The sequence below is a fragment of the Bacillus sp. DNRA2 genome (assembly GCF_012843265.1).
In the GTDB taxonomy this organism is placed as follows: Bacteria; Bacillota; Bacilli; order Bacillales; family Cytobacillaceae; genus Bacillus_BU.
Genome location: NZ_JABAIT010000025.1, coordinates 1 through 23,657 on the forward strand (window position 1 = coordinate 1; position 23,657 = coordinate 23,657).

General features: G+C 38.7%; 27 protein-coding genes and 1 rRNA gene. 27 read left to right on the plus strand and 1 reads right to left on the minus strand.

Annotated features, from left to right (window positions below; genetic code table 11):
• The 10 genes from rrf to rsmI form a co-directional block, all read left to right on the plus strand.
• Positions 1-89: ribosomal RNA gene (rrf, locus tag HHO41_RS17980) — 5S ribosomal RNA — on the plus strand; the annotation flags it as partial.
• A 455-nt stretch (positions 90-544) separates the two neighbouring features.
• On the plus strand, positions 545-736 hold the full coding sequence (locus HHO41_RS17985; RefSeq protein WP_248278526.1) for a sigma factor G inhibitor Gin: 192 nt from the start codon (positions 545-547) through the stop codon (positions 734-736).
• Between the two features lie 174 nt (positions 737-910).
• The gene (locus HHO41_RS17990; RefSeq protein WP_348981319.1) at positions 911-2,353 is read left to right on the plus strand and encodes an aminotransferase class I/II-fold pyridoxal phosphate-dependent enzyme; all 1,443 of its coding nucleotides are present in this window, start codon (positions 911-913) and stop codon (positions 2,351-2,353) included.
• A gap of 27 nt (positions 2,354-2,380) precedes the next feature.
• Complete coding sequence (gene tmk, locus HHO41_RS17995) at positions 2,381-3,013, plus strand: dTMP kinase (protein WP_211171215.1); 633 nt, start codon at positions 2,381-2,383, stop codon at positions 3,011-3,013.
• Positions 3,014-3,047: 34 nt separating this feature from the next.
• Positions 3,048-4,055, plus strand: a complete 1,008-nt coding sequence (gene holB, locus HHO41_RS18000; RefSeq protein ID WP_169101230.1) for a DNA polymerase III subunit delta' — start codon at positions 3,048-3,050, stop codon at positions 4,053-4,055.
• On the plus strand, positions 4,048-4,875 hold the full coding sequence (locus HHO41_RS18005; protein WP_169101232.1) for a PSP1 domain-containing protein: 828 nt from the start codon (positions 4,048-4,050) through the stop codon (positions 4,873-4,875). The genes holB and HHO41_RS18005 overlap by 8 nt, the downstream gene beginning before the upstream one ends.
• Positions 4,876-4,888: 13 nt before the next feature.
• Positions 4,889-5,263: a DNA replication initiation control protein YabA gene (gene yabA / locus HHO41_RS18010; RefSeq protein WP_169101234.1), complete on the plus strand. Its 375-nt coding sequence runs from the start codon at positions 4,889-4,891 to the stop codon at positions 5,261-5,263.
• Positions 5,264-5,356: 93 nt separating this feature from the next.
• Complete coding sequence (locus HHO41_RS18015; RefSeq protein WP_169101236.1) at positions 5,357-6,097, plus strand: tRNA1(Val) (adenine(37)-N6)-methyltransferase; 741 nt, start codon at positions 5,357-5,359, stop codon at positions 6,095-6,097.
• Positions 6,087-6,371, plus strand: coding sequence for a GIY-YIG nuclease family protein (locus HHO41_RS18020; RefSeq protein WP_169101238.1), 285 nt, complete (start codon positions 6,087-6,089; stop codon positions 6,369-6,371). The genes HHO41_RS18015 and HHO41_RS18020 overlap by 11 nt, the downstream gene beginning before the upstream one ends.
• Complete coding sequence (gene rsmI / locus HHO41_RS18025) at positions 6,349-7,245, plus strand: 16S rRNA (cytidine(1402)-2'-O)-methyltransferase (protein ID WP_169101240.1); 897 nt, start codon at positions 6,349-6,351, stop codon at positions 7,243-7,245. The genes HHO41_RS18020 and rsmI overlap by 23 nt, the downstream gene beginning before the upstream one ends.
• Positions 7,246-7,270: 25 nt before the next feature.
• Here rsmI and HHO41_RS18030 read toward each other — a convergent pair whose 3' ends face one another.
• Complete coding sequence (locus HHO41_RS18030; protein ID WP_169101242.1) at positions 7,271-7,555, minus strand: AbrB/MazE/SpoVT family DNA-binding domain-containing protein; 285 nt, start codon at positions 7,553-7,555, stop codon at positions 7,271-7,273.
• A gap of 481 nt (positions 7,556-8,036) precedes the next feature.
• Between HHO41_RS18030 and metG the strand changes: the two genes are divergently transcribed.
• The 17 genes from metG (at position 8,037) to fin (ending at position 23,600) form a co-directional block, all read left to right on the plus strand.
• A complete protein-coding gene (metG, locus tag HHO41_RS18035) occupies positions 8,037-9,995 on the plus strand; it encodes a methionine--tRNA ligase (protein ID WP_169101244.1) in 1,959 nt (652 codons plus the stop codon).
• 403 nt (positions 9,996-10,398) lie between these two features.
• On the plus strand, positions 10,399-11,166 hold the full coding sequence (locus HHO41_RS18040) for a TatD family hydrolase (RefSeq protein ID WP_169101246.1): 768 nt from the start codon (positions 10,399-10,401) through the stop codon (positions 11,164-11,166).
• Between the two features lie 234 nt (positions 11,167-11,400).
• A complete protein-coding gene (locus tag HHO41_RS18045) occupies positions 11,401-12,576 on the plus strand; it encodes a G5 and 3D domain-containing protein (protein ID WP_169101256.1) in 1,176 nt (391 codons plus the stop codon).
• A 100-nt stretch (positions 12,577-12,676) separates the two neighbouring features.
• Entirely contained in the window at positions 12,677-13,237 is a 561-nt protein-coding gene (gene rnmV / locus HHO41_RS18050) for a ribonuclease M5 (protein ID WP_169101265.1), read from the plus strand.
• Positions 13,230-14,117 carry a 16S rRNA (adenine(1518)-N(6)/adenine(1519)-N(6))-dimethyltransferase RsmA gene (gene rsmA / locus HHO41_RS18055; RefSeq protein WP_169101267.1) on the plus strand — a complete coding sequence of 296 codons (888 nt, stop codon included), beginning with the start codon at positions 13,230-13,232 and terminating at the stop codon, positions 14,115-14,117. Before rnmV ends, rsmA begins: the two co-directional genes overlap by 8 nt.
• 177 nt (positions 14,118-14,294) lie before the next feature.
• The gene (gene yabG / locus HHO41_RS18060; protein ID WP_169101269.1) at positions 14,295-15,185 is read left to right on the plus strand and encodes a sporulation peptidase YabG; all 891 of its coding nucleotides are present in this window, start codon (positions 14,295-14,297) and stop codon (positions 15,183-15,185) included.
• Positions 15,186-15,485: 300 nt separating this feature from the next.
• A complete protein-coding gene (veg, locus tag HHO41_RS18065; protein ID WP_169101271.1) occupies positions 15,486-15,749 on the plus strand; it encodes a biofilm formation stimulator Veg in 264 nt (87 codons plus the stop codon).
• 97 nt (positions 15,750-15,846) lie between these two features.
• Entirely contained in the window at positions 15,847-16,044 is a 198-nt protein-coding gene (locus HHO41_RS18070; RefSeq protein WP_169101273.1) for a small, acid-soluble spore protein, alpha/beta type, read from the plus strand.
• 411 nt (positions 16,045-16,455) lie between these two features.
• On the plus strand, positions 16,456-17,325 hold the full coding sequence (gene ispE, locus HHO41_RS18075; RefSeq protein ID WP_169101336.1) for a 4-(cytidine 5'-diphospho)-2-C-methyl-D-erythritol kinase: 870 nt from the start codon (positions 16,456-16,458) through the stop codon (positions 17,323-17,325).
• A 56-nt stretch (positions 17,326-17,381) separates the two neighbouring features.
• Complete coding sequence (gene purR, locus HHO41_RS18080) at positions 17,382-18,215, plus strand: pur operon repressor (RefSeq protein ID WP_169101275.1); 834 nt, start codon at positions 17,382-17,384, stop codon at positions 18,213-18,215.
• A gap of 56 nt (positions 18,216-18,271) precedes the next feature.
• Entirely contained in the window at positions 18,272-18,646 is a 375-nt protein-coding gene (locus HHO41_RS18085) for a RidA family protein (protein WP_169101277.1), read from the plus strand.
• A 212-nt stretch (positions 18,647-18,858) separates the two neighbouring features.
• Positions 18,859-19,149 (plus strand): septation regulator SpoVG, encoded by a 291-nt coding sequence (spoVG, locus tag HHO41_RS18090; protein ID WP_003347151.1) that lies wholly within the window; start codon positions 18,859-18,861, stop codon positions 19,147-19,149.
• Positions 19,150-19,559: 410 nt separating this feature from the next.
• Positions 19,560-20,933, plus strand: coding sequence for a bifunctional UDP-N-acetylglucosamine diphosphorylase/glucosamine-1-phosphate N-acetyltransferase GlmU (gene glmU, locus HHO41_RS18095; protein ID WP_169101279.1), 1,374 nt, complete (start codon positions 19,560-19,562; stop codon positions 20,931-20,933).
• Positions 20,934-20,949: 16 nt separating this feature from the next.
• Positions 20,950-21,906 (plus strand): ribose-phosphate diphosphokinase, encoded by a 957-nt coding sequence (locus tag HHO41_RS18100; RefSeq protein ID WP_169101281.1) that lies wholly within the window; start codon positions 20,950-20,952, stop codon positions 21,904-21,906.
• 86 nt (positions 21,907-21,992) lie between these two features.
• Positions 21,993-22,625: a 50S ribosomal protein L25/general stress protein Ctc gene (locus HHO41_RS18105; protein WP_169101283.1), complete on the plus strand. Its 633-nt coding sequence runs from the start codon at positions 21,993-21,995 to the stop codon at positions 22,623-22,625.
• A 78-nt stretch (positions 22,626-22,703) separates the two neighbouring features.
• A complete protein-coding gene (gene pth / locus HHO41_RS18110; protein ID WP_169101285.1) occupies positions 22,704-23,264 on the plus strand; it encodes an aminoacyl-tRNA hydrolase in 561 nt (186 codons plus the stop codon).
• Between the two features lie 105 nt (positions 23,265-23,369).
• The gene (gene fin / locus HHO41_RS18115) at positions 23,370-23,600 is read left to right on the plus strand and encodes an anti-sigma-F factor Fin (RefSeq protein WP_169101287.1); all 231 of its coding nucleotides are present in this window, start codon (positions 23,370-23,372) and stop codon (positions 23,598-23,600) included.
• Positions 23,601-23,657: the final 57 nt, after the last annotated feature.

Consider the following 23,657-nt stretch of genomic DNA (forward strand, 5'->3'; position numbering starts at 1 on the left):
CCGTTCCCATACCGAACACGGAAGTTAAGCTTCTCAGCGCCGATGGTAGTTGGGGGCTCTCCCCCTGTGAGAGTAGGACGCTGCCGGGCAAACGAAAAACAGCTGATAAGGCTGTTTTTTTGTTTTGTGCATTTTTGTTTCGGACATGTAGTTCGTTATTTTTAAAAAAATGAGGCATTTACAATAGTTTCGGACACGGATAACCTTATTTGCAAAAAATCTAAGTAAATGGCCATCGTTTGGCTACAATAAGGCACCTTATGTCCGAATTAAAGAGAAATCACGATATTTGATTCAAATTAGGGATTATATGTCCGCAACGCACCGCTACAAACTCCTCTGGTCTGTTCACTTCCGATATCAACTTACAAGAACCAATGTCTGCCCCAGTCAAGTCATTATTTATAAAAAACCTCCGCTTAGACATACACCCAAACGATTATAAAGACATAAAATATAATGCGGTCATCTCCGAAATGAATATTCGAAAAATTGTATACAAATCGAACGGCACGTCAAGAATAGAAATATGGAGGTGGGAATAATGAGTTCGCAGCAAGTAGGAAAGAAGTGTGTAATTTGCCAGGAAAATAAGATGAAGGGGATCCATCTATACACATCGTATATTTGTACAGATTGCGAAACTGATTTAATTAGGACAGAAACGGATGATCCCAAATATAAATTTTTTATTCAACAATTAAAGAAGGCAACTTCGCCTGAAATATATTCATAAGCCAATATAAATAAATATTTTAAATAAAAGTGCTCATTAGGGGCACTAATTTTTTTGAATATATAAGGAGTTTAGTCCAAAATGGATGAGTATTTGATAAAATATAAAAGACTTGTTTCTTAGTATGAACGGGAAAAAATAGAAATTATAGTACATGAAATAATGATGGTGATAATGATGAATTTGCAGTCGAAGACACCTTTATATGATAAACTAATTAGTCATAATCATAGTAACCCAATCTCCTTCCATGTCCCTGGACATAAAAATGGGGCGATTTTTCACGAAAAGGGAGTATCTACATATAGCAACCTATTAAAACTTGATGTTACCGAATTAAGCGGTTTAGACGATTTACATTCGCCAGAGGGTGTGATACTGGAAGCAAAGCAATTATTAGCTAGTCTTTATCAAGTGGAAAGAAGTTACTTCTTGGTGAATGGATCAACTGTCGGAAATTTGGTAATGATTTTGGCAGCTGTTAATGAAGGTGATATCGTTTTGGTACAACGAAATTGCCATAAGTCGATATTAAATGGACTTCAATTAAGTGGTGCCAAGCCAGTATTTATCAGTCCGGAATTTAATGAAAATTGGCATGTTGCTGCTGGACCAACTGTTGCTTCAATTCGGCTTGCTTTGGAACTGTATCCAGATGCAAAGGCATTGATTGTAACGTATCCTAATTATTATGGGATGGTCTATAATCTTGGTGATATGATTGAATTGGCACATCGAAATAATATTCCTATTTTAGTGGATGAGGCCCATGGTGCCCATTTTATTGCCGGTGAGCCGTTTCCGGCTTCAGCTGTTTCGTTGGGTGCGGATATGGTGGTTCAATCTGCCCATAAAACATTACCGGCGCTGACAATGAGCTCGTTTTTACATTATAATAGTCAGCTAATTTCGCAAAAGAAAGTGGAGAAGTATTTACATATCTTGCAGTCGAGCAGTCCGTCATATCCGTTAATGGCTTCTTTGGATCTAGCGCGTAGCTATCTTGGTACTTTAACACTACGTGATCGACAATATTTAAACGAACAAATCCAGCGATTTCGAGAGGGATTAGGACAGCTACCTGGAATAAGGGTATTAACATATGAAAATGATGCTGGTGATTTATTAAAAATTACCATTCAATCTACAGTTGGATTGAGCGGCTTTGCGTTACAGGAGATATTTGAGCAGGCTGGGATGTTTGCAGAGCTTGCTGACCCGATAAATTTATTACTAATAGTTCCCTTGCTAAAAGATGGAATGGAATTTCCATTTGCTGAGGTTCTTAACATGTTAAACCGGTTATTAGCTGAGCAAGAACAGCAAGTGGTAAATGTTACTGAGGAGTATCCAGCTTTTTATAAAAAAGAGATTTCATTACTAGAATTATCTTTCGCAGAAATGGATAAAAGGGAATGTACACAAATCTGTTTTGATCAAGCAATTGGGAAAATATGTGCCGAAATGATTATTCCTTATCCACCGGGGGTACCGCTATTATTTCCTGGGGAAATGATAACAGAAGGCGATATGGCCCAAATTCTCTGGCATATAAATAAAGGAACTAGATTCCAAGGTGGAGAATTGTTAAAGAAAGGCTATATAATGGTTTTTTAGTGTTGTACAACTACTGGAGGTTACATAATGATAGATAAAGGTGTATTTATTTCAATTGAAGGTCCTGAAGGCGCGGGAAAAACAACAATCATTCAGATGATCGCTGCACACCTAACGCAACAGGGAAAAGAAATAGTTCAAACAAGAGAACCAGGTGGTATTGATATAGCCGAACAAATACGTAGTGTGATATTGGCAAAAGAAAATACCGCGATGGACCCACGTACAGAAGCATTATTGTATGCTGCCGCTCGCCGTCAGCATTTAATAGAACGAGTTAAGCCTGCCCTTGACCAAGGAAAAGTGGTCCTTTGCGATCGTTTTATAGATAGCTCATTAGCTTATCAAGGTTACGCCCGCGGATTAGGTATTGATGAAGTCTATAGTATTAATAAGTTCGCCATTGAAGATATGATGCCTAGATTAACTTTATATTTTGATATTGACCCAGAACTTGGATTACAGCGGATTAACCAGCATCAGGGGCGTGAGGTTAATCGATTGGATTTAGAAACAATAGATTTTCATCGTAAGGTTCGTGAGGGATATCATGAGTTAACCAGAAGGTTTGCTGAAAGGATCCACACGATTGATGCTTCAAAACCAGTAGAAAGCGTTTTTGATGATGCATTAACTAAAATTATTGAAATACTACAGTAATCATCTAACTAATTAATGTAAGTGAGTGATGGATTTGTCAAAAACTTGGGATCAACTTGAAATCATCCAGCCAACCGTATTAAAAATGTTAAAGCATAGTTTAATCAGAGGACGGGTCGCTCATGCTTATTTATTTGAAGGTTTAAGAGGCACCGGAAAAAAGGAAGTTGGTTTGCTTCTAGCAAAAAGCCTGTTTTGTCTAGAGCTTGAGGATGAGTATGTTCCTTGTGGAAAATGTGTCAATTGTAAGAGAATTGATACAGGCAATCATCCCGATTTTCATATTATTGAGCCAGATGGTCTATCGATTAAAAAGCAACAAATTATTGCGCTACAAGAGGAATTTTCTAAAACAGGCGTTGAATCGAAGCAAAAAATATACATGATTCTTCACGCCGATAAGATTACAGTTAATGCAGCAAATAGTTTATTAAAATTTTTGGAGGAGCCACATCAAGAGACATACGCCATTTTAATTACAGAACAGGTCCAAAAAATTCTACCTACTATACTTTCAAGGTGCCAAATATTGACCTTTACGCCACTTTCTCCAAAACATTTAATAGAAAAATTCATTGCCGAAGGAATAGATCCTAGAATTGCGCCACTGTTGGCGCAGTTAACTAATAATATTGATGAGGCGTTGGAGCTAGGTAAAGATGATTGGTTTGCACAAGCGCAAAAAATAGTGGTAAAATTATATGAAGTGCTGAAAAAAAGTCCTCTTGAAGCACTTGTAACTCTTCAAGATCAATGGTTTGAGCACTTTAAAGAAAAAGAACAACTAGATCGTGGTCTTGATCTATTACTTCTTATCTATAAAGATTTATTATATATTCAGCTTGGGAACGAACAGCAGGTTGTTTTTCAAGCAGAAATAGATCGGTTAAAGCAGTATGCATTACAATCATCAGGACGAGGCCTAGCTGAACAGATGTCAGCTATATTAGAAGCAAAGCGGAAGTTGCAGGCAAATATGAATCAACAGCTGTTAATGGAGCAGCTTGTGCTAAAATTGCAGGAGGGATCTTCATTTGTATGATGTAGTAGGAGTGCGCTTTAAAAAAGCGGGTAAAATATATTACTTTGATCCCGGGGATCTTCCAATAGAAAAGGATCAATTTGTCATTGTTGAGACTGTTCGTGGTGTTGAATATGGGAAAGTCGTAACAGGTCGTAAGCAGGTTGATGAACAGGATGTAGTCTTGCCGCTAAAAAAAGTATTACGTTTAGCTGACCAAAAGGACAAACTGATTGTTGAGGAAAATAAGCAAGCCGCCAAAGAAGCTTATGAGGTTTGCTGTAGCAAAGTGAATGAACATCAGCTAGATATGAAGCTAGTTGATGTGGAATATACGTATGACCGTAATAAAGTTATTTTCTATTTTACCGCTGATGGACGAGTTGATTTTCGCGAGTTGGTGAAGGATTTGGCGGCGATTTTCCGGACGAGAATTGAGCTTCGTCAAATTGGTGTTCGCGATGAGGCGAAGATGTTAGGTGGAATTGGTCCGTGTGGAAGAATGCTGTGCTGTTCCACATTCCTTGGGGATTTTGATCCTGTTTCGATTAAAATGGCGAAAGATCAGAATCTATCATTGAATCCGACAAAAATTTCAGGCTTATGCGGCCGACTTATGTGCTGCCTAAAATATGAAAATGATGAGTATGAAAGTGCGAAAGAACAGTTGCCTGATTTAGGGGAAAAGATTGAAACGCCTCATGGAATTGGGAAGGTCGTTGGTTTAAATATTTTAGAACGGGTGCTTCAAGTAGAATATAGCGATCAAGGACGTGTACTCGAATATACGCTTGATGAGATTTTGAAAGAAGGCGCCGTTTCGATACAATCCACAGATTAATGAGGTGGACTAGGTGGATAAAAAAGAAATCTTTGATTCAGTGATTAATATGGAAGAACAAATTGGTCAATTATATAAACAGCTTGGCGAGTTAAAGCAGCATCTTGCGGAAATACTCGAGGAGAATAATTCGTTAAAGCTCGAAAATGACTTGTTGAGGAAGCGGTTTGAATTTGCAGAGAATCACGATGTGCACTTGAAAAAGCCGATAAAAAAGGACAAAGCACAGGCAACTGCAACTAACCGAGCAAGTTTTGATATTGGTGAAGGTTATGATAATCTTGCCCGTCTTTATCAAGAAGGCTTCCATATTTGTAATATCCATTTTGGAAGCCCTCGAAAAGAAGGGGATTGTTTATTCTGCCTTTCCTTTTTAAATAAGAAATAAGTGTGGCCTTCCTGGATTAGGAAGGCTGTTTTTTCGAATAGATTTTTTGATGAAGCTTCAATTTTCTTTGATTGATTTTGGGAGGACAAAAAGATGGTTATGTTAAAAGATGATGAGCGCTTGGATTATTTATTAGCGGAAGAGATGAGGATCATTCAAAGCCCCTCTGTTTTTGCATTTTCTTTGGATGCCGTCTTGTTAGCGAAGTTTGTTTATGTCCCAATCCAAAAGGGAAAGATTGTTGATTTATGTAGTGGAAATGGAATTATCCCATTATTATTGAGCACCAGGTCGAAGGCGACAATAACTGGAGTTGAAATACAATCGCGTCTTTATGATATGGCTAAGCGTAGTATTGAATACAATGGTCTTGATTTACAGATACAGATGATACATGGTGATATTAAGGAAATGCCAAAGCAACTTGGTCACGGGAAATATGATGTAGTGACGTGTAATCCGCCCTATTTTTCCACACCAAATAAAGATGAAATTAATGAAAATGAACATCTCGCAATTGCTCGTCATGAAATATTATGTACGCTAGAGGATGTTGTTCGTGTATCGAGCCAGCTTGTCAGGCAGGGAGGTAAGGTGGCATTTGTTCATCGTCCCGGTCGGTTATTAGATATTATTACCCTTATGAGGCAATATCGTTTGGAGCCAAAACGGATACAGTTCGTTCACCCTAAGCCTGGGAAAGATGCTAATACTCTTCTCATTGAAGCAATCAAGGATGGACAGCCTGATTTGAAGATTTTACCACCCTTGTTTGTGTACAATGAGAACAATGAGTATACGTCTGAAGTTAATGAGATTTTATATGGAAAATAATCATTATTTTTATGTACTTAAATGTCGTGATGGCAGTTTTTATGGCGGTTATACGAATAATCTCAAACGACGAATCGAGTTGCATAATCAAGGAAAGGGTGCAAAGTATACTAGAGGGCGAGGTCCAGTCGAGCTTTTGTACAAGAAAGCCTTTTCTAATAAGAGCGATGCATTGAAGGCTGAATATGAGTTTAAAAGTTGGCCACGAAAGAAGAAGGAACAGTATTTATTAAAAGAAGCAGGTGAAGGATATGTGGCAGCAAAAGAGCTTTGAGACGGGGGCAGATGGTGGTATTCTGTATTTGGTGCCAACGCCAATTGGGAATTTAGAGGATATTAGTTTTCGGGCAATCAGGATTTTAAAAGAAGCTGATATCATTGCCGCTGAGGATACAAGAAACACAATTAAGCTGCTGAATCATTTTGAGATTGATACGCAGATTGTCAGCTACCATGAGCATAACCAGCGAACCAGTGGTGAGAAACTGTTAAGCAGATTGCGTGCAGGTGAGGTTGTGGCGTTGGTGAGTGATGCGGGGATGCCAACAATTTCGGATCCAGGATACGAATTGGTTCAAGCAGCTGTCGCAGAGCAACTGAGGGTTGTGCCACTTCCAGGTGCTAACGCTGCGTTAACAGCATTAATTGCATCTGGTTTATGTACCCAACCATTTTATTTTTATGGTTTTTTAAACCGACAGAAAAAAGAAAAACGTAAGGAACTTGAAAAAATAGCTAAGCAGACAGCTACCACGCTTTTATATGAGTCTCCTCATCGTTTAAAGGAAACCTTACAATTATTGCTTGAAGTCTTAGGAAATCGTGAAATTGTCTTATGTCGGGAATTAACGAAAAAGTTTGAGGAGTTCATTCGTGGGACAATAGAAGAAGCGATTGCTTGGTCGAATAAGGATGAAATAAGGGGTGAGTTTTGCCTTGTTATCGAGGGGCTAAGTGAAGAGCAGGCTAAAGCCGATAACGTAGAAAGCTGGTGGCTAAATTTATCGGTTGTTGAACATGTAAATTTTTACATAAATGAAAAATCAATGCTTTCAAAGGATGCAATTAAACAGGTGGCAAAAGATCGAGAATTGAATAAACGAGAGGTATATCAGATATATCATGTCGAAGGCGAAACAAAAGGCTGACAATAAGTCAGCCTTTTGTATTACATTATTTTTTTAAATCGAATGCCGTTTTGATTTCTTCCAATAATTGCTCTGCACCTTCACGGCTTAAAATTAATTTGCCATCTGCTAGTGTTACATTCTCATCAGATACTTCACCAGTAACTTGGCAAGTCATGTTTGGTTTATATTTTTTTAATATAATTCTTTCGTCATCAACATAAATCTCTAGAGCATCTTTTTCTGCGATTCCAAGTGTTCTTCTTAATTCGATTGGGATTACAACACGACCTAATTCATCAACTTTACGTACAATTCCTGTAGATTTCATTACATTAATCTCCTCTCAATACTATGTGTTTCTCTCTATTATGGTTTTTATTCGTCATTATTCGACATTTTCTTTTCTGATTTAATAATACCAGCCATTACCATAAACGTCAATTATTTTTATTTTTGTCACAATAGTAATTTTTACCTATCTTTAAAGAACCCTGAGTTATCAACGTGTATGGTAATTATGGTTTATTAATTATAGCATATTAATAGAGAACAAAAATCATTATCATTATTTTTAAATATCTCTTACTCTGTTAATATTCGACAAAAAACGACATAAATCAACATAATTCTTCGTTTTATGAAAACATGAATTGATGGAGCAAGGTTTTGTTGCACAATTTTGTATTTTTAGGTATATTTTGATGATATAAGAGGTAATGCTTACATAGGAAATCATTCTATTTATAAAGCTTTTTTACAAGAATTATACCTCGATGATGTTTATTGAGGTTCTAATGGGAGGAATATTAATGGAGGAAAAACAAAGCACTTTTTATCTGTCGACTCCAATCTACTATCCAAGTGGAAATCTTCATATAGGACATGCGTATACTACGGTTGCAGGTGATGCAATGGCACGCTATAAGCGGATGCGCGGCTTTGATGTAATGTATTTAACTGGAACGGATGAACATGGTCAAAAAATTCAAGAAAAGGCTGAGGAGAAGGGTGTTACACCGCAAGCCTATGTTGACGAAATTGTAGCGGGAATTCAAGAACTTTGGAAAAAGTTGGACATTTCCTATGATGATTTTATCCGAACAACTGAGGAGCGTCATAAAGAGGTTGTTCAAAAGATCTTTGCCCAGCTTCTGGAGCAAGGCGATATATATTTAGGTGAATATGAAGGTTGGTACTGTACCCCGTGTGAATCATACTATACTGAAATCCAATTAGTTGAAGGAAACTGTCCAGATTGTGGACGTCCTGTAAAGAAAGTGAAGGAAGAGTCATACTTCTTTAGAGTAAGTAAGTACGCTGATCGCTTACTTGCCTATTATGAAGAAAATCCTGATTTTATCCAACCTGAAAGCCGTAAAAATGAAATGATTAATAACTTCATTAAACCGGGTTTAGAGGATTTGGCAGTATCTAGGACGACTTTTGATTGGGGTATTAAGGTACCAGGGAATCCAAAGCATGTCATTTATGTGTGGATTGATGCTTTGTCGAATTATATCACTGCATTAGGCTATGGAACAGACAATGATAAAAAATATCAACACTATTGGCCTGCTAATGTCCATTTAGTTGGGAAGGAGATTGTTAGGTTCCATACAATTTATTGGCCAATCATGCTTATGGCCCTTGATTTACCGCTGCCAAAAAAGGTTTTTGCACATGGTTGGTTGTTAATGAAAGATGGCAAAATGTCAAAATCTAAAGGGAACGTTGTTGATCCTGTTACGTTAATTGAGCGTTATGGATTAGACTCTTTACGTTATTATTTATTGCGTGAAGTTCCATTTGGTGCTGACGGTGTATTTACACCAGAAGGTTTTGTTGATCGCATCAATTTTGATTTAGCCAATGATCTTGGAAATTTATTAAACAGAACAGTTGCGATGATTAATAAATACTTTGATGGTGAAATTCCACAATATAGCGGTTCGAACAGTGAGTTTGATCAGCAATTACTTCATATGAATCAAGAAGTTGTAAACAAGTACGAGGATGCAATGGAACGAATGGAGTTTTCGGTTGCATTATCTACTATTTGGCAGGTTGTTAGCCGTACAAATAAATATATTGACGAGACTCAGCCATGGGTATTGGCAAAAGAGGAGACAACAAAGCCTGCATTGGCGAATGTTATGGCGCATCTTGCGGAATCATTACGAAGAGTAGCCATTCTGTTAAAACCGTTCTTAACTCAAGCACCAGCTAAGATTTTTGCCCAGTTAGGCATTGAAGGTGTTGAGCTAACAAGCTGGGATAGCCTTTTGGAATTTGGCAAAATTCCAGCTGGAACAAAGGTAACAAAAGGAGAGCCAATTTTCCCTCGCCTTGATGTAGAAGAAGAGGTAAATTACATTAAAGAGCAAATGGCACCACCTGCGAAAGCAGAAGAGCCGAAAGTTGCTGCACCTGAAAAGCCTGAGATTGATGAAATAACAATAGATGACTTCATGAAGGTTGAATTAAGAGTCGCTGAGGTTATTGAGTGTGTAGCGGTTCCGAAAGCTAATAAGCTTTTAAAGCTGCAGTTGGATTTAGGTTATGAAAAACGTCAGGTTGTCTCAGGAATTGCCCAATATTATAAGCCTGAAGAATTAGTTGGTCGTAAGGTCATATGTGTAACGAACCTTAAACCAGTGAAGTTACGCGGAGAACTATCGCAAGGAATGATTTTAGCCGGAAGTCATGATGGTCAACTATCTTTAGCAACCGTAGACCAAACCTTACCAAATGGCTCTAAAGTAAAATAATTCATGAAAAAGCCTCTAATCTGTTATTAGCAGATTAAAGGCTTTTTATATGTTGTTGGCTAGCTACAGGCGCCATCGGCTCGAGGTCATAAGCCAATCCGTCCAAAAGGTCAAAAGGCAACCTTTCGGCCGGCTCGTCTTATGCTTGTCGCCGATAAACGGGCGCCTTCCGCTTTTCGATTTGGCTAGCTCCAGCGGCAAGGGGCTCGGGGTCATAAGCCAATCCGTCAAGAAGGTCAAAGAACGACCTTCATGCCGGCTTATCTTATGCCTGTCACCCCTGAACGAGCCGCTTCCGCTTTTCAATGTTCCACGTGTAACAATTTTCGACGTAATATTTTGTTTTTGAGTATGAAAAAGTTAAACTAATGATGAATTCACAGGATAAAGGGAGTAATGAATCATGCTATTTGATACACATGTCCATTTAAACGCAGAACAATATAAAGACGATGTACAAGAGGTCATCGATCGCGCCCTAGCTGAAGGTGTCACGTCAATGATAGTCGTCGGATTTGATCGTCCTACCATTACAAAAGCAATCGAGCTGGTTGAAGCCTATGATTTCCTTTATGCCAGTGTTGGCTGGCATCCCGTTGATGCAATTGATATGACAGATGAGGATTTAGCTTGGATTGAAGAACTAGCTGCTCATCCAAAGGTGGTTGCGCTCGGAGAAATGGGTCTTGACTATTACTGGGATAAATCACCTAAAGAGGTACAACATGAAGTCTTTAGAAGACAAATTCAATTAGCCCGTAAGGTGAAGCTACCGATTATCATTCATAATCGAGATGCTACTGCAGATATTATTGAAATTCTGAAGGAAGAGAACGCCAGTGAAGTTGGGGGTATTATGCATTGCTTTAGCGGTAGCCCTGAAATTGCAATGGAATGCATAAAAATGAATTTTTATATTTCACTAGGTGGACCGGTTACATTTAAAAATGCCAAACAGCCAAAAAAGGTTGCTGAAGTGGTTCCGTTGGATCGACTATTAATTGAAACAGATTGCCCTTATCTTACACCACATCCATATCGGGGAAAGCGCAATGAACCGAGCTATGTAAAATTAGTTGCTGAGCAAATCGCTGACATAAAAGGAGAAAGTTTTGAGGATATTTGTAGGATAACAACGGAAAATGCCAAAAAAATATTCGACATAAAATGATGGTGAATACTGTCGGATGACGGTGAAGCCTGTCCTAATTTTTAATAATTCTTACCTGTTCTACACGCCTCCGTGGGTTCATAGGATAAACATGTCGATATAAATTTCTTTACATTGTCACTTGACTTTTTGCATAATAAGTTTACGTCAGGGGAAGTGTTTAGTTGACAGTCGGCAGAATAGTCTATATAATTCACTCGAGAAAAGGAGGCGTTTTTCATCGTACTCAAAAACATGAAAAACCTGTTTTCCGATCTTTCGAGGAAGAGGAGATGGACCGTATTAATTGCTAGTTTTATAGTTTTTGTTGCAGCTGCTTTCGGAATTTTTTATGAAACGAGTAAGAAAACTGTAGCATTAACAATCGACGGTCAAGAAAAAATCATTAGGACTCATGCGAACACCGTTGAGGGAATTTTTAATGATTTAAAAATCTCACTTCACTCAGAAGATTATGTGTTTCCCAAAGGGAACACTAAGGTTAAAAACAATCTAAAGGTTGTTTATAAACCGGCAAAACAGGTCGTACTTGTCAAGAACGGCGAGAAGAAAACGGTTTGGACGACAGCCACAACAGTTGCACAATTATTGAAGGAGCAAAAAATCGCTTTAAATGATCATGACGAGGTACTTCCCAGGCCCAAGACTAAACTAAGAAACAACTTAAAGGTAAAAGTAAAATCGGCTCTTTCGATTACACTAAATGATGGTGGTAAAGAGCAGAAGGTATGGTCAACTTCGACTACGGTCGCTGACTTTTTAGTACAACAGGGAGTTAAACTGAATGAACTAGACCGAGTTGAGCCTAAGCCGGAACAATCACTCACAAATGATGGAGTGATTAACGTGATTAGGGTAGAAAAAGTCACCGATGTGGTGGAAGAACCAGTTGATTTCGCGGTAATCACGAAACAAGATAATAACCTCTCACAAGGAACTGAACAAGTTGTTCAAGAAGGTCAACAGGGTATAACTAAACGAACATACGAAGTAGTTTTTGAAAATGGTAAGGAAGTTGTTAGAAATATTTTAAGTGAAATAAAGCTCAAGGATAAAATAGACAAGGTTGTAGCTGTTGGCACAATGTCACTTGCGCAACAAATTTCCCGTGGCCAAGCTAGTGGTCAAGAATTTATCGTGAATTCAACTGCCTATACAGCCTCGTGCAACGGCTGTTCAGGTACTACCGCAACAGGGATCAATTTAAGAGCAAATCCGAATGTAAAGGTCATTGCCGTTGACCCAAGCATTATCCCATTAGGGACAAAAGTGTATGTTGAGGGCTATGGCTATGCCGTAGCTGCTGACACCGGATCTGCGATTAAAGGATACAAAATTGATATATTTATCCCTTCAAAAGCGGAGGCCTATCGTTGGGGCGTTAGAAAAGTCAAAATACGAATTTTATAATCTAGCGATTTGCAGAGGAAAAATTTCCTCTGCATTTTGCATTTTGGCAATTTTTCTTTAATATAGTAGGAGGATGATTTAGATGGAGGAAGGCTTTTAGATGAAAATTAAAGAGGTCATAGTGGTTGAGGGCAAGGATGATACCACTGCGATAAGACGTGCCGTTGATGCGGATACAATCGAAACAAATGGTTCAGCAATTAATGAAGAAACAATTGAAAAAATTAAATTAGCTCAAATGACGCGAGGTGTGATTGTCTTAACTGATCCAGATTTTCCTGGTGAGAAGATTCGCCACACCATTACCCAGCACGTACCAGGTGTTAAGCACGCTTTTATCAATAAAGCAGAGGCAATTGCTCGAAACGGTAAAGGTCTCGGTGTTGAACACGCCTCAATTGAGGTGATTATCCAAGCACTTAGTCAAGCTCATGAAATGCATGACGGTATTAAAGAAATCATTACTCAAGATGATTTAGTAGATGCAGGGCTAATAGGTGGATCAGGGGCAAAGGAACGGAGAGAGCAATTGGGCAAGCTGCTTAAAATTGGTTATACAAACGGCAAACAGTTACATAAGCGATTAATGATGTTTCAAATAAGTGCTGCCGAGTTTAGTGCGGCGATGGCGGTCATACGACAGGAGGAGCAAAATGGATAAGGATATTGCAACACCATTACGTACAAGAGCGATTCTTGAAAAATATGGATTTTCCTTTAAAAAGAGCCTAGGGCAGAATTTTTTAATCGACCCTAATATATTAAAGCGGATTGTCGACCATGCCGATATTACGGAAGAAACTGGAGCAATTGAAATTGGACCGGGTATTGGTGCGTTAACAGAGCATTTGGCACGCCGCAGTAAAAAAGTAGTCGCGTTTGAAATCGACCAACGCTTATTACCGATTCTTAAAGATACACTATCCCCTTATGATAATGTTGAGATCATTCATCAGGACGTACTAAAGGCAGATGTGAAAGCGGTAATGGAGGAGAAGTTTGCGGGTATTCGAGATGTAATGGTCGTTGCCAACTTACCTTACTATGTCACAACGCCAATCATTATGAAGTTGTTGGAGGAGAAGCTTCCGATTCGTGGAATTGTCGTCATGCTTCAAAAAGAGGTTGCTGAGAGAATCACAGCAAATCCAGGAACGAAGGATTATGGCTCGCTTTCCATTGCGATACAATACTACACGACAGCCGAAGTAGTCATGACCGTGCCAAAGACTGTGTTTATTCCACAGCCCAATGTCGATTCAGCCATCATTAGATTAACGCTACGTGAAAAGCCAGCGGTGGAAATGGTAGATGAAGCTTTCTTTTTCCAAGTCATTAAGGCAAGTTTTGCTCAGAGGCGCAAAACAATATTAAATAATTTAACGAATCAATTGCCATTTGGAAAAGAGAAAAAGGATTCCATTCTAATTGCGTTAGAAAGTTCGCAAATTGACCCTGGGAGACGTGGCGAAACGTTATCGATTCAGGAATATGCACGCCTTAGTGATGCATTATTACCCTTTTTTAAAAATGAAGCTTAATCTTGCATAATAATATTATTATATCGATATACTAATTATCGCTTAAGGATTGTCTCTTACAGGGGGGCGATCCTTTTTATTTTATGCAATAATCACAACCAAAGCGGTGGTTGCATAGCCTATACTAGTAATATTTAGTTTAGGAAGGCCAGACATGGCCATTTGGAGTGGATGACTGTGACGATAAAAATGATGGATATAGTCGGTAGAAAGTCATACCATTGTGACATCCTCTTCCGCGTGATTGACCTAAGGCAAGTTTCAGGGAAAAAAAACGCTGTCCTTTATGGGGAAGATTTTCGGTTAATCGCCGATGCGCCATATGAAGATCTTATCAAAATCAATCCAGCGGAGCTGCGCAAAAAATCGCAGGAATTCCGGTCGCTAGAACAGCAATCATATGAACTATTTCGTCAGGATGTTAGTTTGATAAAAGAAAAACAAGAATTTGCGGCAACGGATGGCTTTAGTAAGGATATTAATATTTTTCAAGTTCCAGGCAAGGTTTTGCATATTGATGGTGATCCTGCTTATTTAAAAAAATGTATGCTTGTCTATGAGAAGGTAGGGGTCCCGGTTTATGGAGTGCATTGTAATGAAAAGGAAATGCCTCTTAAGGTGGGCCAGCTTCTGGATATTTATCGACCAGATATATTAGTGATTACTGGTCATGATTCGTATTCAAAGTCGAAAGGGAAGATGGCAGATATTAATGCCTATCGACATTCCATACATTTCATGCAAACAGTTATAGAAGCTCGAAAGAAAGTTCCCCATCTGGATCAGTTAGTCATTTTTGCAGGTGCCTGCCAGTCCCATTTTGAATCATTAATAAAAGCGGGGGCTAACTTCGCAAGTTCTCCATCTCGGGTAAATATCCATGCGCTTGATCCGGTATATATTGTAGCGAAAATTAGCTTTACCCCTTTTATGGAAAGAATAAATGTATGGGATGTACTAAGAAATACGTTAACTGGTGAAAAAGGGTTAGGTGGAATAGAAACGAAAGGTGTTCTTCGAACAGGTATGCCCTATAAGCTCCCACTTGAGGATGAAAGGAGAAAATAAGCCGTCTACAAAATTCGGCTTATTTTTGCCTGAAGTAAAGAAGGGTTAAAAGGTTTATAAGAAAAGTTTTCTGCTAAGTATAATCTTTATTAATTTCCAATCATCTAATATATAGTGTTATATCAAGGAAATATACATACATAATTTATGGAGATTTCGGTCAATATAAAAATGTAGAAAATTAGCAAAAAAAGTGGAATGAAAAACATTGACAATCAATTTATTTGACTGTTATAATTTTATATTTTGTTTGACTTTTTTAGCTAAAAGTGTTATACTTTTCATAGTGAGGTGGACCGAATGCCAAAAACATTAGCGGATATTAAGAAGGCTCTCGACTCAAATCTAGGGAAACGTCTGATGCTAAAGGCGAATGGGGGACGGAGGAAGACGATTGAACGTTCCGGTGTTTTAGCAGAAACATATCCTTCTGTATTTGTGATTGAATTGGATCAGGAAGAAAATGCGTTTGAACGGGTATCATACAGCTACGCAGACATTTTAACAGAGACGGTTCAGATTACCTTCTATGAAGATCCAACTGGTACTGTAGCATTAAGTTAATACTTGTTTTAAATTGCAGTGGACTCTTGTTTACTGCTTTTTATTTTGTTTTCTAATAACTTTTAGATAAATTCACAAACTATGAAGGCGTGCGTGAATGAGGAGGTTGTTGGATTTGAGCAGAAGAAGAAGAGGGATTATGTCTGAACGATTTAAAGAAGAACTGGCCAAAGAGCTTGGTTTTTATGACGTTGTTCAAAAGGAAGGCTGGGGCGGCATTAGATCGCGTGATGCCGGGAATATGGTAAAGAGAGCGATCGAGTTGGCCCAGGCACAACTTTCAAACAAACAATAAATTTCTCTTTTTTGCTTCACGACACAATCAATATAAATCACGCGGCAAAAGAAGTCAGGGATTAACCTTGACTTCTTTTTTTTGTTCAAGTTTTATTAAATTTTTTTACCAAGTTGATTGGAGCGGAAGGTGCGAAGACTCCTGCGGGAGCAGCGGGACAGGTGAGACCCCGCAGGCGCTTTAGCGCCGAGGAGGCTCACCGCCCGCCCCGCGGAAAGCGAAGCACCTGGAGCGGAAATCAACATTCGTGTTTAACGTAGCCTTTGATAAAATAGAAAAAGCCTTATCTTAGGAAAATAATGTTTATAATTCAGAATAATGTAAGGAAGTTCCGTTCTTACAAGTCTGATTTATGGTAAAATAGGACAAAATATGAAGATATCGTCGAATTTTGTAAAGTAGGTGGAGATGTTGAAGCTGTTAGTGAAAGCACCGGCGAAAATCAATTTGTCATTAGATGTTTTATATAAACGCCCTGATGGTTATCATGAGGTTGAAATGATTATGACAACGATTGATCTAGCTGATCGCCTTGAGCTTTCTTTATTAGATAAAGATGAAATACATATTGTATCCCATAACCGCTTTGTTCCGGATGATCAGCGGAATTTAGCTTATCAGGCTGCAAAGCTGTTAAAGGACCGTTTTCATGTAAAACAAGGAGTCAGAATTGCTATTGAAAAAACGATACCAGTGGCTGCTGGTCTTGCAGGTGGCAGCAGTGATGCTGCAGCAGCGCTAAGGGGTTTAAATAAGCTCTGGAAGCTTGGTTTATCTCTTGATGAACTAGCAGTCCTTGGTGCTGAAATTGGGTCAGATGTGTCTTTTTGTGTTTATGGAGGGACCGCACTGGCCAAGGGGCGTGGTGAAATCATCTCTGAGCTTCCTGTTCCACCAACATGCTGGGTGATTTTAGCCAAGCCGTTTATCGGGGTATCTACCGCTGATGTATATCGCCGTTTGGACTTAAACAAAATCACTCATCCAAATACTGCGACTATGATTAATGCGATACAAACAAGTAATTATCAGAAAGTGTGTCAAACGCTAGGAAATGTCCTTGAGGATGTGACACTAAATCTCCATCCAGAGGTAGCGCAAATTAAGGAGCAAATGCGCCGTTTTGGGGCAGATGCCGTGTTGATGAGTGGCAGTGGTCCAACGGTATTTTGCCTTGTTCAGCATGATTCACGAATGCATCGAATCTATAATGGCTTACGAGGTTTTTGTGATCAAGTTTTTGCTGTCAGGATTTTAGGCGACCGTCATAAGCTTGATTGAATACGGATATTAATGATATATTATCGTTAAACATTCGGTTTTTGGAGGTCCCTTTTATGAAATTCCGACGGAGTGAACGTTTACTTGACATGGCTCATTTTTTAATTGAACATCCCCGCGAATTAGTGTCGCTTACTTTTTTTGCTGAACGCTATAAATCTGCTAAATCATCGATTAGTGAAGATTTGGCGATAATCAAGGATACCTTTGAACAAAGAGGAATTGGTACTCTACAAACGGTCCCAGGAGCGGCAGGTGGGGTAAAGTATTATGTGAAGGTCAGTGAAGCTGAGGCAAGACCATTTGTCAACGAATTATGTGAGCTCATGGCCAGTCCAGAGCGGCTTCTTCCAGGCGGATATTTATATATGACAGATATAATCGGGAACCCTTCCATTATTCGTAAAGCAGGGCGGTTATTTGCATCTGCATATGCATTTGCTGATATCGATGCGGTCATGACGGTCGCTACAAAGGGGATACCACTCGCCTATGCGATTGCTTCACAAATAAATGTACCGGTTGTTATTGTTCGAAGAGATAGCAAGGTAACAGAAGGTTCTACTGTTAGTATTAATTATGTATCTGGTTCATCCAAACGTATTCAAACAATGGTTCTGTCAAAACGAAGCTTAGCAGAAGGTTCAAAAGTGCTAATTGTTGATGATTTTATGAAAGCAGGCGGAACAGTTAATGGAATGAAAAGCCTTCTTGAGGAATTTAAAGCACAATTGGCTGGAATTGCGGTGTTAGTTGAATCGGAAGATATTGAGGAACGATTGGTCGATGAATATATATCTTTAGTCAGATTATCGGATGTCGATGAAAGGGCTAAAACGATTAATGTGAGCGAAGGAAATTTTTTCAACCTAACCGGTAATTTGGCTTAGGAAAAACAACAACTAGCTATTTACATAAACATTAAAATATCTTGGGGGTTTTAAAAATGAAGGTAGTCCAAACGAATGCTGCACCAGCGGCAATTGGTCCATATTCACAAGGAATCTTAGTCAATAATATGTTTTACAGTTCGGGGCAAATTCCGTTAACAGCTGAAGGGGTATTGGTTGAAGGTGATGTCCAAGTTCAAACACACCAAGTGTTTAAAAATTTACAAGCAGTGCTTACTGAAGCTGGATCGTCGCTTGAAAAAGTTGTTAAAACAACTGTTTTTATAAAGGATATGAACGATTTCGCAGCAATGAATGAAATATACGGAGAATATTTTTCGGTACATAAACCAGCTCGTTCTTGTGTGGAAGTCGCACGCTTACCAAAAGATGTACTGGTGGAAATAGAAGTAATTGCGCTCGTTAGCTAATAACGAGCTTTTTTATTTGTATTTAGGGTCTTATCACAAAAATCATTTAAGTGCTGTGCTGAATATCACATATTTCGAAAATCGATTCATTTTTTGTTCACAATTTGAGCCAATTTTTTGAAAAAAGATATTTGTAAAGGAGGAAAAATGGAAATACTTGTTGAATAATTTAGGTGGTTTTCATTTCGAAAATTATAAAGGTGGTGAACATGATGGAAGTGACAGACGTAAGATTACGCCGAGTTAACACAGATGGCCGCATGAGAGCAATCGCTTCAATTACATTAGACAATGAATTCGTAGTTCATGATATCCGTGTAATTGACGGAAATAATGGATTATTTGTAGCGATGCCGAGCAAACGGACACCAGATGGAGAGTTTCGTGATATTGCCCATCCAATTAATTCGGGGACTCGAGGCAAAATTCAAGAAGCCGTATTGGCGGAATACCATCGATTAGGTGAATTAGAAGTTGAATTTGAAGAAGCTGGAGCATCCTAAAAAAATTTGTTGAACATCGAGAGCCTACTATCAAAAGTATGGCTCTTTTTTAATATGGATGTGTTAAAGCAGAATGTTGTGTTTTGGCAAAGTTGATTGGAGTGGAAGGCGCGAAGACTCCTGCGGGAGCAGCGGGACAGGTGAGACCCCACAGGCGCTATGGCGCCGAGGAGGCTCACCGCCCGCCCCTAAGGTGCGCGAAGCGCCTGTAACGGAAATCAACAGACCAGTTTAACACAGCCTTTAATAAGTCATACCCTCGGTTGTAACCGCAAAATATCCCTCTCAAAAAAAATTCCCAATTTTCCCCCTAACATAACAATTATTTGCACTTTGTGAAGTTCCCTTGAAATAAGCGGCTATTTAAGATATATTCTTAATGGATAAAAAGGTAAATTGGAGGGCCATACATGTCTACACGGTATGCAATAATTTTGGCTGCAGGTCAGGGGACACGAATGAAATCAAAGCTTTATAAAGTGTTGCACCCTGTATGTGGCAAACCAATGGTTCAGCATGTTGTTGATCAAGTTTCAAAGCTTAACATAGATGAAGTGGTCACAATTATTGGTCATGGAGCGGAAAAGGTAAAAGCTCAACTTGGTGATAAAAGCCAATATGCATTGCAGGAAAGTCAGTTAGGTACGGCACATGCGGTAATTCAAGCAAAAGAAATTTTGGCAGGAAAACAAGGTGTAACGATCGTCGTTTGTGGTGATACTCCACTTATTCAGGCTGAAACGATGGAGGCGCTTTTCAAACAACACGAAGAAATGAAGGCAAAGGTGACAGTTTTAACAGCAAAAACTGATAACCCAACAGGATACGGCCGCATTGTTCGTAACGCTAACGGTTATGTTGAAAAAATCGTCGAACATAAGGATGCATCTGAACAAGAGCGCAGTATTAAAGAAATCAACACAGGTACATATTGCTTCGATAATCAAGCACTGTTTGCCGCACTCGAACAAGTATCAAACGATAATGTCCAAGGTGAATATTATTTGCCTGATGTAATCGAAATCCTGAAAAAACAAGGGGAAATTGTAACGGCTTACCAAACGGGCAATTTCGAAGAAACATTAGGGGTAAATGATCGGGTTGCTCTTAGTGAAGCAGAACGAATCATGAAATCTAGAATCAATGAAGTTCATATGCGTAATGGGGTTACGTTAATTGATCCTTTAACTACTTACATTGGTGCTGATGTCGAAATAGGTCAGGATACCACTATTTATCCTGGTACAGTCCTTTCAGGAAAAACTATCATTGGTTCTGAGTGTATCATTGGACCTAATAGTGAAATAAAAGATTGCCAAATTGGTGATTTTACAACAATCCGCCAATCCGTGGCACATGATAGTTCAATCGGTGCACATGTAAATATTGGGCCGTTTGCACACATTCGACCTTCGTCAGATATTCACGATGATGTCAAAATTGGTAATTTTGTTGAAATAAAAAAAGCTGTATTTGGCCAAGGCAGTAAAGCTTCTCATCTCAGCTACATTGGTGATGCAGAAGTTGGTAAGGATGTAAATATAGGCTGTGGTTCCATAACCGTCAACTATGATGGAAAAAATAAATTTTTAACGAAAATCGAAGATCATGTCTTTGTTGGCTGTAATTCCAATTTAGTGGCACCGGTCACAATTGGTAAAGGCTCCTATGTGGCAGCAGGTTCAACCATTACGAATAACGTTCCTGAGGATGCCCTGTCAATTGCACGCGCACGACAAGTAAATAAAGAAAATTACGTTCAAAAATTAAATTCAAAGAAATAAGCTGGAGGGGCTTTACATGTCTAATCAATATTTAGATCCAAATTTAAAGGTATTTAGCTTGAATTCAAACAAAGAGCTTGCCGAGGAAATTGCAAAAGTTATTGGCGTTGAACTAGGTAAATGCTCAGTTAAACGTTTCAGTGATGGTGAAATTCAAATCAACATTGAAGAGAGTATTCGTGGTTGTGATGTATTTATTATTCAATCTACAAGTTCACCAGTTAATGAACATTTAATGGAATTACTTATTTTGATTGATGCATTAAAGCGTGCCTCTGCTAAAACAATTAATCTTGTTATGCCTTATTATGGCTATGCTCGTCAAGATCGTAAAGCTCGTGCTCGTGAGCCGATTACAGCAAAATTGGTGGCAAACCTACTTGAAACTGCCGGTGCCACTCGTGTCATTACATTAGATTTACACGCACCACAAATTCAAGGTTTCTTCGATATTCCAATCGATCACTTAATGGGTGTACCAATCCTTGCAGAATACTTTAAAAATAAACATTATGATAAAGATATTGTCATTGTATCGCCTGACCATGGTGGGGTTACTCGTGCCCGCAAAATGGCTGAACGCCTTAAAGCTCCAATTGCGATTATCGATAAACGTCGACCAAAACCAAATGTGGCTGAAGTTATGAATATTGTCGGTAATATTGAAGGTAAAGTGGCCATTTTAATTGATGACATTATTGATACTGCTGGTACTATAACACTTGCAGCTAATGCGCTTGCTGAAAACGGTGCTGCAGAAGTGTATGCTTGCTGTACACATCCTGTATTGTCAGGTCCGGCAATGAGTCGTATTGAAAATTCTAATATTAAAGAGCTAGTTATCACGAACTCTATTGCAATTCCAGAAGAAAAATTGATCGATAAAATCGTTAATCTTTCTGTTGCTTCATTGCTTGGGGATGCGATTATTCGTGTCCACGAAGAACAATCTGTCAGTGTGTTATTTGAATAGTCATTAAAGAAAAGATGTTTATTCCTTCCTCATTTAGGGCACTTTTATAGAGAACCCACCGAAATTAACTGAGGAAGGTGAACGTGATGAGTATTGTTTTAGAAGCAAAAGAGCGTAGTGGATCACAACGTTCCATCTTAAAAAACTTACGGGACAGTGGTGATATTCCCGCAATTATTTATGGTGGAAACACAGGGAATCAAACCGTTTCAGTCAATGTCGGCGATTTAATGAAGACTATTCGCGATAATGGTCGAAATGGAGTCATATCTCTGCAAGTTGAAGGAAAAAGCTGCGACGTGGTTTTGTCTGATTACCAGAAGGACCCAATCAGGCAAGATATCATTCATGCTGATTTTCTAACAGTAGATATGTCTACTGTCCTGCAAGTGGACGTTCGGATTCAATTAGATGGTGAGGCAGCAGGAGTGAAGGATGGCGGCGTATTACAGCAAACACTTCACGAGGTATCTATCACGGCAACACCAGATCAAATTCCACAAACAATCCATATTAATATATCGGATTTACAGGTAGGAGAACATTTGACTGTTGCGGATATTTATACAGCTAACCAGTTTACGATTAATCATGATCCGGAGGAAGTTTTAGTAACAATTCTTCCGCCGAAGCAGGAAAAGGAAATTAGTACAGGTGAGCAGCAAGAAGGCGGCCTTCCTGATAATCTTGAAGGTAGAGAAACGAGTCCAAATCAATAATATTTTTAGACGTAACCTAGTTCCAGGTTACGTCTTTTATAGTATCATGGAAATAGTCAAATATGAGGGGGTGGAACCATGAAGCTAATCGTCGGTCTTGGCAACCCAGGAAAACAGTATGAACATACCCGACATAATATTGGTTTTAAAGTGATTGATAAGCTTGCTCATGATCTTGATATCCAATTAGATCAGGCTAAACATAAAGGTCTTTATGGAATGGGAAATATTAGTGGGGAAAAAGTGTTTTTATTAAAGCCGCTAACATATATGAACTTGTCTGGAGAGTCGATTCGTGCTGTGATGGACTATTATCAGATTGAACCAGATGAACTTGTTGTCATTTATGATGATTTAGATTTACCGGTCGGAAAAATTCGACTCCGCCAAAAGGGGAGCCCTGGTGGTCACAATGGGATTAAATCAACAATTGCCCATTTAGGCACAGATAATTTTAACCGGATTCGCGTAGGTATTGACCGTCCAAAAAACGGGATGAAGGTAACTGACTATGTATTAGGTCGATTTTCAAAAGAAGAAGAGGAATTAATGATCGAAGTCATTAATAAAAGCGCAGCAGCAGCTAAGGAATGGCTAAATCAACCTTTTTTACAAGTAATGAATCAATTCAATGCTTAAAAATTACATGTTTGCAAGTAAAATAACATACAATAGACTTACGAATAAGATTCCTCCAAATCGTAAATAATATCATTATCTACGGAGTTTTGAGGAGGAAGTCACTTGGCTATTCATTATCATTGCAGACATTGTGGGACAAAGATCGGTACCATTGATCAAATGTCAATACATAGCGAACAGCTGGGGTTGAACAAGTTATCAGCTGAGGAACGACAGGAAATGGTTTCATATGATCAACAAGGTGATATCCATATAGCTGCGATTTGTGAGGATTGTCAGGAACATTTGACAAGAAATCCTGAATATCATCAATATGATTTCTTAATACATTAACTGCTTTGGAAGGCAATCCAAAGCGTTTTTCTGTTATATATATGGAAAGCAAGCCGC

Coding starts and splice junctions, on each gene's coding strand:
- HHO41_RS17985 (WP_248278526.1), top strand. CDS start 545: ATGAGTTCGCAGCAAGTAGGAAAGAAGTGTGTAATTTGCCAGGAAAAT.
- HHO41_RS17990 (WP_348981319.1), top strand. CDS start 911: ATGATGAATTTGCAGTCGAAGACACCTTTATATGATAAACTAATTAGT.
- tmk (WP_211171215.1), top strand. CDS start 2,381: ATGATAGATAAAGGTGTATTTATTTCAATTGAAGGTCCTGAAGGCGCG.
- HHO41_RS18015 (WP_169101236.1), top strand. CDS start 5,357: ATGGTTATGTTAAAAGATGATGAGCGCTTGGATTATTTATTAGCGGAA.
- HHO41_RS18020 (WP_169101238.1), top strand. CDS start 6,087: ATGGAAAATAATCATTATTTTTATGTACTTAAATGTCGTGATGGCAGT.
- rsmI (WP_169101240.1), top strand. CDS start 6,349: ATGTGGCAGCAAAAGAGCTTTGAGACGGGGGCAGATGGTGGTATTCTG.
- HHO41_RS18030 (WP_169101242.1), bottom strand. CDS start 7,555: ATGAAATCTACAGGAATTGTACGTAAAGTTGATGAATTAGGTCGTGTT.
- metG (WP_169101244.1), top strand. CDS start 8,037: ATGGAGGAAAAACAAAGCACTTTTTATCTGTCGACTCCAATCTACTAT.
- HHO41_RS18040 (WP_169101246.1), top strand. CDS start 10,399: ATGCTATTTGATACACATGTCCATTTAAACGCAGAACAATATAAAGAC.
- HHO41_RS18045 (WP_169101256.1), top strand. CDS start 11,401: ATGAAAAACCTGTTTTCCGATCTTTCGAGGAAGAGGAGATGGACCGTA.
- rnmV (WP_169101265.1), top strand. CDS start 12,677: ATGAAAATTAAAGAGGTCATAGTGGTTGAGGGCAAGGATGATACCACT.
- rsmA (WP_169101267.1), top strand. CDS start 13,230: ATGGATAAGGATATTGCAACACCATTACGTACAAGAGCGATTCTTGAA.
- veg (WP_169101271.1), top strand. CDS start 15,486: ATGCCAAAAACATTAGCGGATATTAAGAAGGCTCTCGACTCAAATCTA.
- HHO41_RS18070 (WP_169101273.1), top strand. CDS start 15,847: ATGAGGAGGTTGTTGGATTTGAGCAGAAGAAGAAGAGGGATTATGTCT.
- purR (WP_169101275.1), top strand. CDS start 17,382: ATGAAATTCCGACGGAGTGAACGTTTACTTGACATGGCTCATTTTTTA.
- HHO41_RS18085 (WP_169101277.1), top strand. CDS start 18,272: ATGAAGGTAGTCCAAACGAATGCTGCACCAGCGGCAATTGGTCCATAT.
- spoVG (WP_003347151.1), top strand. CDS start 18,859: ATGGAAGTGACAGACGTAAGATTACGCCGAGTTAACACAGATGGCCGC.
- glmU (WP_169101279.1), top strand. CDS start 19,560: ATGTCTACACGGTATGCAATAATTTTGGCTGCAGGTCAGGGGACACGA.
- HHO41_RS18100 (WP_169101281.1), top strand. CDS start 20,950: ATGTCTAATCAATATTTAGATCCAAATTTAAAGGTATTTAGCTTGAAT.
- HHO41_RS18105 (WP_169101283.1), top strand. CDS start 21,993: ATGAGTATTGTTTTAGAAGCAAAAGAGCGTAGTGGATCACAACGTTCC.
- pth (WP_169101285.1), top strand. CDS start 22,704: ATGAAGCTAATCGTCGGTCTTGGCAACCCAGGAAAACAGTATGAACAT.